General features: G+C 74.1%; 7 protein-coding genes. 5 read left to right on the top strand and 2 right to left on the bottom strand.

Annotated features, from left to right (window positions below; translation table 11 throughout):
* Positions 1-880, top strand: an 880-nt coding sequence (locus tag K7G60_RS38010; RefSeq protein WP_225805537.1) for a type IV secretory system conjugative DNA transfer family protein, incomplete at its 5' end; no start/stop codon positions are given.
* On the opposite strand, the gene K7G60_RS38005 is transcribed toward K7G60_RS38010, so the two are convergent.
* Both K7G60_RS38005 and K7G60_RS38000 read right to left on the bottom strand, forming a co-directional pair.
* Positions 870-2,267, bottom strand: coding sequence for a serine/threonine-protein kinase (locus tag K7G60_RS38005; protein WP_225805536.1), 1,398 nt, complete (start codon positions 2,265-2,267; stop codon positions 870-872). The genes K7G60_RS38010 and K7G60_RS38005 overlap by 11 nt on opposite strands.
* Positions 2,268-2,327: 60 nt before the next feature.
* On the bottom strand, positions 2,328-2,894 hold the full coding sequence (locus tag K7G60_RS38000; protein WP_225805535.1) for a GNAT family N-acetyltransferase: 567 nt from the start codon (positions 2,892-2,894) through the stop codon (positions 2,328-2,330).
* A 152-nt stretch (positions 2,895-3,046) separates the two neighbouring features.
* Between K7G60_RS38000 and K7G60_RS37995 the strand changes: the two genes are divergently transcribed.
* Genes K7G60_RS37995 through K7G60_RS37980 form a run of 4 tightly spaced genes read left to right on the top strand, consistent with a single transcriptional unit; the run spans position 3,047 to position 6,639 of the window.
* Entirely contained in the window at positions 3,047-3,949 is a 903-nt protein-coding gene (locus tag K7G60_RS37995) for an ABC transporter ATP-binding protein (RefSeq protein ID WP_225805534.1), read from the top strand.
* Positions 3,946-4,716 carry an ABC transporter permease gene (locus tag K7G60_RS37990; protein WP_225805533.1) on the top strand — a complete coding sequence of 257 codons (771 nt, stop codon included), beginning with the start codon at positions 3,946-3,948 and terminating at the stop codon, positions 4,714-4,716. The genes K7G60_RS37995 and K7G60_RS37990 overlap by 4 nt, the downstream gene beginning before the upstream one ends.
* 16 nt (positions 4,717-4,732) lie before the next feature.
* Positions 4,733-5,974: a sensor histidine kinase gene (locus K7G60_RS37985; RefSeq protein WP_374115746.1), complete on the top strand. Its 1,242-nt coding sequence runs from the start codon at positions 4,733-4,735 to the stop codon at positions 5,972-5,974.
* On the top strand, positions 5,971-6,639 hold the full coding sequence (locus K7G60_RS37980; protein WP_225805531.1) for a response regulator transcription factor: 669 nt from the start codon (positions 5,971-5,973) through the stop codon (positions 6,637-6,639). Before K7G60_RS37985 ends, K7G60_RS37980 begins: the two co-directional genes overlap by 4 nt.
* The last annotated feature ends 6 nt before the right edge of the window (positions 6,640-6,645 follow it).

The following is a 6,645-nucleotide window of genomic DNA, read 5'->3' as shown; positions in this document are numbered from 1 at the left end:
GCACGTCCCGGAGAGCTACGGCGCCGAGGGCCCGGTCCTGGTCGTCACCTCCGACCCCACCGTCTGGGCCTCCACCAAGGACGCGCGCGGCAAGCTCGGCCCGGTCCTGGTGCACGACCCCGGCCACCTCTGCGACACCCCCGCCAGGCTCCACTGGTCACCGTCCGAGCACTGCGAGGACCCGGCGGTGGCGCAGGAACGCGCGATCGCCCTGCTCGCCCCCGTACGCCCGCACTCCCGCCTCGACGCGGCCACCGCCGACACCGCGGAGACGCTCCTGCGCTGCTGGCTGCACGCCGCCGCCGTCGACGGCCGCCCCTTCCGGCAGGTCCACCGCTGGGCGCAGGGCGCGGGCGCCCACGAACCCGTACGCATCCTCCGCAGCCACCCGAAGGCCGCCTCGGGCCTGGCGGGCCTCCTGGAATCGGCGCTCACCGCACACCCCGAGAGCCGCCGCCTGGCACAGGAACTGACGGCCCGTGCGCTCGCCGCCCTCTCCTCGGTCCACATCAGGGAGGCGTGCGTACCGAATCGAACTGATTCGCTGGCACTCGCATCTTTTCTCGGCGAAGGGGGCACGCTCTACGTGGTGGGCGAGGCGATCGAGGATCCCCGCACCCACCCCGGCGCGATGCCGCTTCTCACGGCCCTCGCCGCAAGCGTGGTCGAGCACGGCCGCCGCATGGCCGCACGGTCATCCGACGGTCGGCTCGACCCACCACTGACCCTCGTCCTCGACGACGTGGCCGCCGTGGCCCCGCTCCCCCGGCTCCCGGACCTCCTCGCCACGGGCCACGCCCACGGCCTCCCGACCCTGGCCCTGCTGCGCTCCCGCGAACAGGCCAGGTCCCGCTGGCCGGAGGACTCGCTCAGCCACTGAGGGCCCGGTCCGGCACGTACCCGGGCGCGGCCGCGTGGACGAGCACCGAGCTGAGCCACCGCAGCCGCACCCGGGCGGCATGCGCGTCGGGGAACCGCAGGGCGATGCGTACGTGTTCCTGCCCGTCCCGCCCCCGCCACCTGGGCGGTACGTGCGCGACCGCGGGCCCGTTCAGGGTGACGGCCAGGTGCCAGACCTGCCCGCCGCCGTCCGCAGGGGTCAGGGACAGCGACCTCACGGCCCGCCAGCCGGCCCACCACGACGCCTCGCCGGCCGTGACGGTGAGACCGTCGCGCGCGGCACGTACGGTCATGTCCCGGTCGAACAGCAGCCGTGGGACGCCGACCGCGTGCGCGAACAGCAGGGCCGCCCCGGGCACTCCGAAGAACACGTCCACCGGGGACTCCGTGACGACCGCGCCGACCCCGCAGAGAAGCGTCAGCGGGATCCCCAGGCCCAGCAGGATCCGGGGCGCGGCACCCAGCGGCCGCCGGCAGACCACCTCGGCCTCCTTGGCCTTCCCGACCTCCCCCTCCCGGGGAGCAGCCACGGACTCGGCCGGCTCGGCCACCTCTGTGGGCCGCCCCACCGCCCCCAGCATCCCCAACAACTCCCCCGCGGAAGGCCGCCGCCCCGGCTCCTTCTCCAGGCACCGGGCGACCAGCTCCCGCAGCCCGCCCGGCACCCCGCCGAGCCGGGGCTCGTCGTGCACCACGCGGTAGAGCAGCGCGGGCACGCTCCCCTCGCCGAACGGCCCTTCCCCGGTCGCCGCGAACGCCAGCACCGCACCCAGCGAGAACACATCGCTCGCCGCCCCCACCGAGCCCCCGGACGCCTGCTCCGGCGACATGAAGCCGGGCGTCCCCACCACGAGCCCCGTCGCGGTGAGCGCCGTCGCCCCCTCGGCCGCCTTCGAGATGCCGAAGTCGATGACCCGGGGCCCGTCGTCCGTGACCAACACGTTCGACGGCTTCAGGTCCCGGTGCACGAGCCCCGCCCGGTGCACGGCGTCCAGCGCCTCCGCGAGCCCGGCCGCGAGCCGCCGCAGCGCCGCCTCCGCCAAGGGACCGGAGGCCGCCACGAGCCGCCCCAGATCGGGGGCGTCCACATACGCGCTGGCCACCCAGGGCGCCGCTGCCTCCGGGTCCGCGTCCACGACCGGCGCCGTCCAGAAACCGCCGACCCTCCGGGCCGCCTCGATCTCCCTCCGGAACCGCTGCCGGAAGCCGGGGTCGGCGGCCAGCTGGGGCCGCACGACCTTCACGGCGACCCGCCGGCCGCTGACGGACTCGCCGAGGAACACCTCGCCCATCCCGCCCTCGCCGAGCCGTCCCGCCAGCCGGTACGGACCGATGACCGCCGGATCGTCCGGCCTCAACTCCTGCACAGCTCCCCCGAGTCCACCCGAACCCCAGGCCCCAAGCCTCCCAGGCGCCCGGCCCGAGAGCTAGACGGACGCGGGCCGCACCAACTCGTACTCGAGCTCCAGCGCGCCCTCGCCCCCCGGCACCGCCACCGTGTCCCCCGTCGCCACGAACCCGAACCGCCGGTAGAACGCCGCAGCCCGCCCGTTCTCCTCGTGGACGTACAGCCGAACCCGCTCGACCACCGGCTCGGACAGCGACCAGGACCACTCCACACCCGCCTGGAACAGCGCGTCGATGACACCCGTACCGCGCGCCTCGGGCCGCACGTACACGCCGACGATGTGCGTCTGCTCGACCTTCGCCGCCTCACCGAACCGCACCTCGTCCGAGGGCCGTTCCACGAGCAGGGTGATCGTGCCCGCCCAGCTGCCGTCCGGGGCCTCGGCGACGAGCTGCCGCACCTTCCCGTCGCCGGTCTCGGAACCGCCCTCCGCCCGCTCCTTCCAGAAGGCGTCGGACCGCTCGACGGCCGCCTCGTAGGTGTCGAGGAACGCCAGGTGCGCGACCGGGTCCTGAAGGGCCGCCAACCGGATCTCGCGGGTCTTCTCCCACTCGTCGGCGCGGATGGTGCGTATCGAATAGTCCATGCCGCCGATCCTGACGAGGCCCTCACCCCCCTGACAAGGCCTTTTCCCTGAGAGCCCCCACACCGTCCGTCGTACCCGGGTACTACGCCCGGCCCCGCACACCCGCCCCGGGTCCGACGCCCCGCCCCCGCCCGCTCCCTAGCGTCGAAGGCATGATCCGAGCAGAGAACCTCACCAAGCGGTACGGGGACACCACCGTCGTCCAGGACCTCAGCTTCACCGTCCGCCCCGGCTCCGTCACCGGCTTCCTCGGCCCCAACGGCGCCGGGAAGTCCACCACCCTCCGCATGATCCTCGGCCTCGACGCCCCCACCCGCGGCCACGCCACCGTCGACGGCCGCCCCTACGCCGACCACCGCGCCCCGCTCACCCACGTCGGCGCCCTCCTGGAAGCCCGCTCCGTACACCCCGGCCGCTCCGCCCACCACCACCTCATGGCGCTCGCCCACACGCACGGCATCCCACGCGCCCGCGTGGAGCGGGTCCTCGCCCTCGCCGGCCTCGCCCACGTCGCCCACAAGCGCGTCAAGGGCTTCTCGCTCGGCATGGGCCAGCGCCTCGGCATCGCCGCCGCGCTCCTCGGCGACCCGGCCACCGTCGTCCTCGACGAACCGGTCAACGGCCTCGACCCGGAGGGCGTCCTCTGGATCCGCACGCTCCTGAAGAACCTGGCGGCCGAGGGCCGTACCGTCCTCGTCTCCTCCCACCTCATGAGCGAGATGGCGCTCACCGCCGACCACCTGATCGTCATCGGCAAGGGCCGCCTCCTCGCCGACACCACGGTCGACGAACTCGTCCGCACCTCGGGCGGCGCGAGCGTCAAGGTCGTCACCCCGGAGGCGGACCGCCTGCGCACGCTCCTCCCCGGCGCCCGGATCACCGCGGAGGGACCGGACACCCTCCTCGTCACCGGCCTGGAGGCGCCGCAGATCGGCCGCACGGCCGCCGCCCACGCCGTCCCCCTCCATGAACTCACCCCGCAGGCCCCCTCCCTGGAACAGGCGTTCATGGACCTCACCCGCGACTCCGTCGAGTACCAGGGAGCCCCCGCATGACCACCCCCGCGATCACCTCGTCCCGCGTCCTCCGCTCGGAGTGGCACAAGCTCCGGACCGTCCGCTCCACCTGGATCACCGTCCTCACCTCCGTCGCGCTCCTCCTCGGCGTCGGCATCCTCATGGGCGCCACCTACACCTCCGACGGCGGCGACTCCGACGTCGACACCGTCGTCCTCACCCTGTACGGCTCCCAGCTCGGCGGCATCGCCCTCGCCGTCCTCGGCATCCTCGTCACCGCCGGCGAGTACGCGACCGGCATGATCCGCGCCTCCCTGACCGCGGTCCCCCGCCGCCTCCCCGTCCTGTGGGCGAAGGCGACGGTCTACACGGCCGCGGTCTTCACGATCTCCTTCCTCACCGCCCTGCTGACCTTCCTCACCGCCCAGGTCTTCCTCTCCGACACCGACCAGGCCGCCTCCCTCACCGACGACGGCGTCCTCGCCGCCATCGCGGGCAACGCCGCCGGAGTCACCCTCCTGGGCCTGATCGCCCTCGGCCTCGGCGCGGCCCTCCGCTCGGTGCCGGGCGCGATCGGCGCCTTCGTCGGCGGGGTCCTGATCGTCCCGGAGATCCTCGGGATGCTCCCGTACGAGGTGATGGACACCGTCGTCCGGTACTTCCCCACGCAGGCGGCCGGCGTCCTCGGCTCCGCGACCCCCCTCCCGGGCGCGGCCTCGCCCGGCGCCGCCTTCCTGGCCCTGCTCCTGTGGGCGGCCGCGGCGCTCGCCGTCCCCGCACTGTTGCTCAAGCGCCGGGACGTATGAGGATGATGACGGCGTGATCACGGAGGAGACACCACAGCCGCACGGGACGACGGGCCCGAGCCGACACGCCCAGCGCCTCCTCGCCCGCGTACGGGCCTTCGACAAGGGCCGCCCCTGGGTGTGGGACGCCGCGGTGACCCTCCTCTGGACTACCGCGGCCCTGGTGGACGCGGCCGGCGGCTGGCGGAACACCGCCCGCGACCCGTCCGTCCCGGCCTGGCTCGTGGTCACCCTGTCCCTGGTCCTCGCCGTACCGCTCTACTGGCGCCGGCGCCATCCCACGGCCGTCCTGGCGGTGATGGCCTGCGCGACCCTGGTCAGCGACGGCTCGGGGGCCTTCCTCCAGGCCTCGTACCTCCAGATGCTCCCCCTCTTCCACATCGCGCTCAGCCGCCCGCCCCGCGCGCTCCTCTGGTCCCTCGTCCTGATCCTGCCGCCGCTCGTGACGGGCGCGGTCCGCCATCCCCTGGAGTCCTGGGACCAGCGCGTCGTCCCCACCCTGTGGGCGTACGCCCTGGTCGCCCTCCTCGGCATCGCGGTCCGCTCCCGCAAGGACTACACCGCCGGCCTCGTCGACCGGGCCCGCCGCCTGGAGATCGAACGCGACCAGGAGGTCCGGCTCGCGGCCGCCGCCGAACGCACCCGCATCGCCCGCGAGATGCACGACATCATCGGCCACAACCTGTCCGTCATCACCGGCCTGGCGGACGGCGGCCGCTACGCGGCGGCCAGGAACCCGGAGCGCGCCGCCCAGGCCCTCGAAGCGATCGGCACGACGAGCCGCCAGGCCCTCGCCGAACTCCGCCGCCTCCTCGGCGTCCTGCGCGACGACGAGCAGGAGGCCGCCCGCGACCCCCAGCCCACCCTGGCCGACCTCGACGCCCTGATCACCGGCGTGCGGAAGGCCGGCCTGCCGGTACGTCTCGAAACCCGCGACGAACCGACCGCCCCGCCCCTCCCCCCGGGCGCCCAACTGACGATCTACCGCGTCGTCCAGGAAGCCCTGACGAACACCCTGAAGCACGCGGGGACGGGCACCGCGGCACGGGTCGTCCTCACCCACACGCCGGAAGAGGTACGGGCGGAGATCACGAACACCGGCGGGACGGCCCCGGCCCCCTCCCCGGGCCAGGGCCAGGGACTCACCGGAATGCGCGAGCGCGCGGCCCTCTACGACGGCACACTCGAATGCGGCCCGCTGCCGACCGGCGGCTGGGCCGTCCGGCTCCGACTCCCCCGGGAGGACACCCCCTCGTGACGACCGTTCTCATCGCGGACGACCAGCCGATGCAGCGCTTCGGCTTCCGCATGCTGCTGGAGAGCCAGGACGACATGACGGTCGTCGGCGAGGCGTCGAACGGCACCGAGGCGATCCGCCTGGTCGACCGGCACCGCCCCGACGTCGTCCTGATGGACATCCGGATGCCCGGCCTGGACGGCATCGAGGCCACGCGCCGCGTCATCGCCACGGGCGCCCGGAGCCGGATCCTGATCGTCACGACCTTCGACCTCGACGAGTACGCGTACGACGGCCTCCGCGCCGGCGCCAGCGGCTTCCTGGTGAAGGACGCCCAGCCGGAGGAACTCCTCGCGGGCATCCGGGCGGTGGCCGCCGGCGACGCGGTCGTCGCCCCGAGCCTCACCCGCCGCCTCCTGGACGCCTACATCCACCACCTGCCGGCGTCCCCCACGACGACCCCCCGGCCCGAGGACCCCCGCCTCTCCTCCCTCACGGACCGGGAACGCGAGATCCTCACGGTCATCGGAAAGGGCTGGAGCAACACGGAAATCGCGGAACGCCTCCACCTGGCGGAATCCACGGTCAAGACCCACGTGGGCCGCATCCTCGCCAAGACCGGCGCCCGGGACCGCGTCCAGGCGGTCATCCTGGCCTACGACACCCACCTCGTCACGCCGGCCTGAACGAGG

The sequence above is a fragment of the Streptomyces sp. NK15101 genome, assembly GCF_020400725.1.
GTDB lineage: Bacteria > Actinomycetota > Actinomycetes > Streptomycetales > Streptomycetaceae > Streptomyces.
This window is presented reverse-complemented; position numbering and strand designations above follow the sequence as displayed.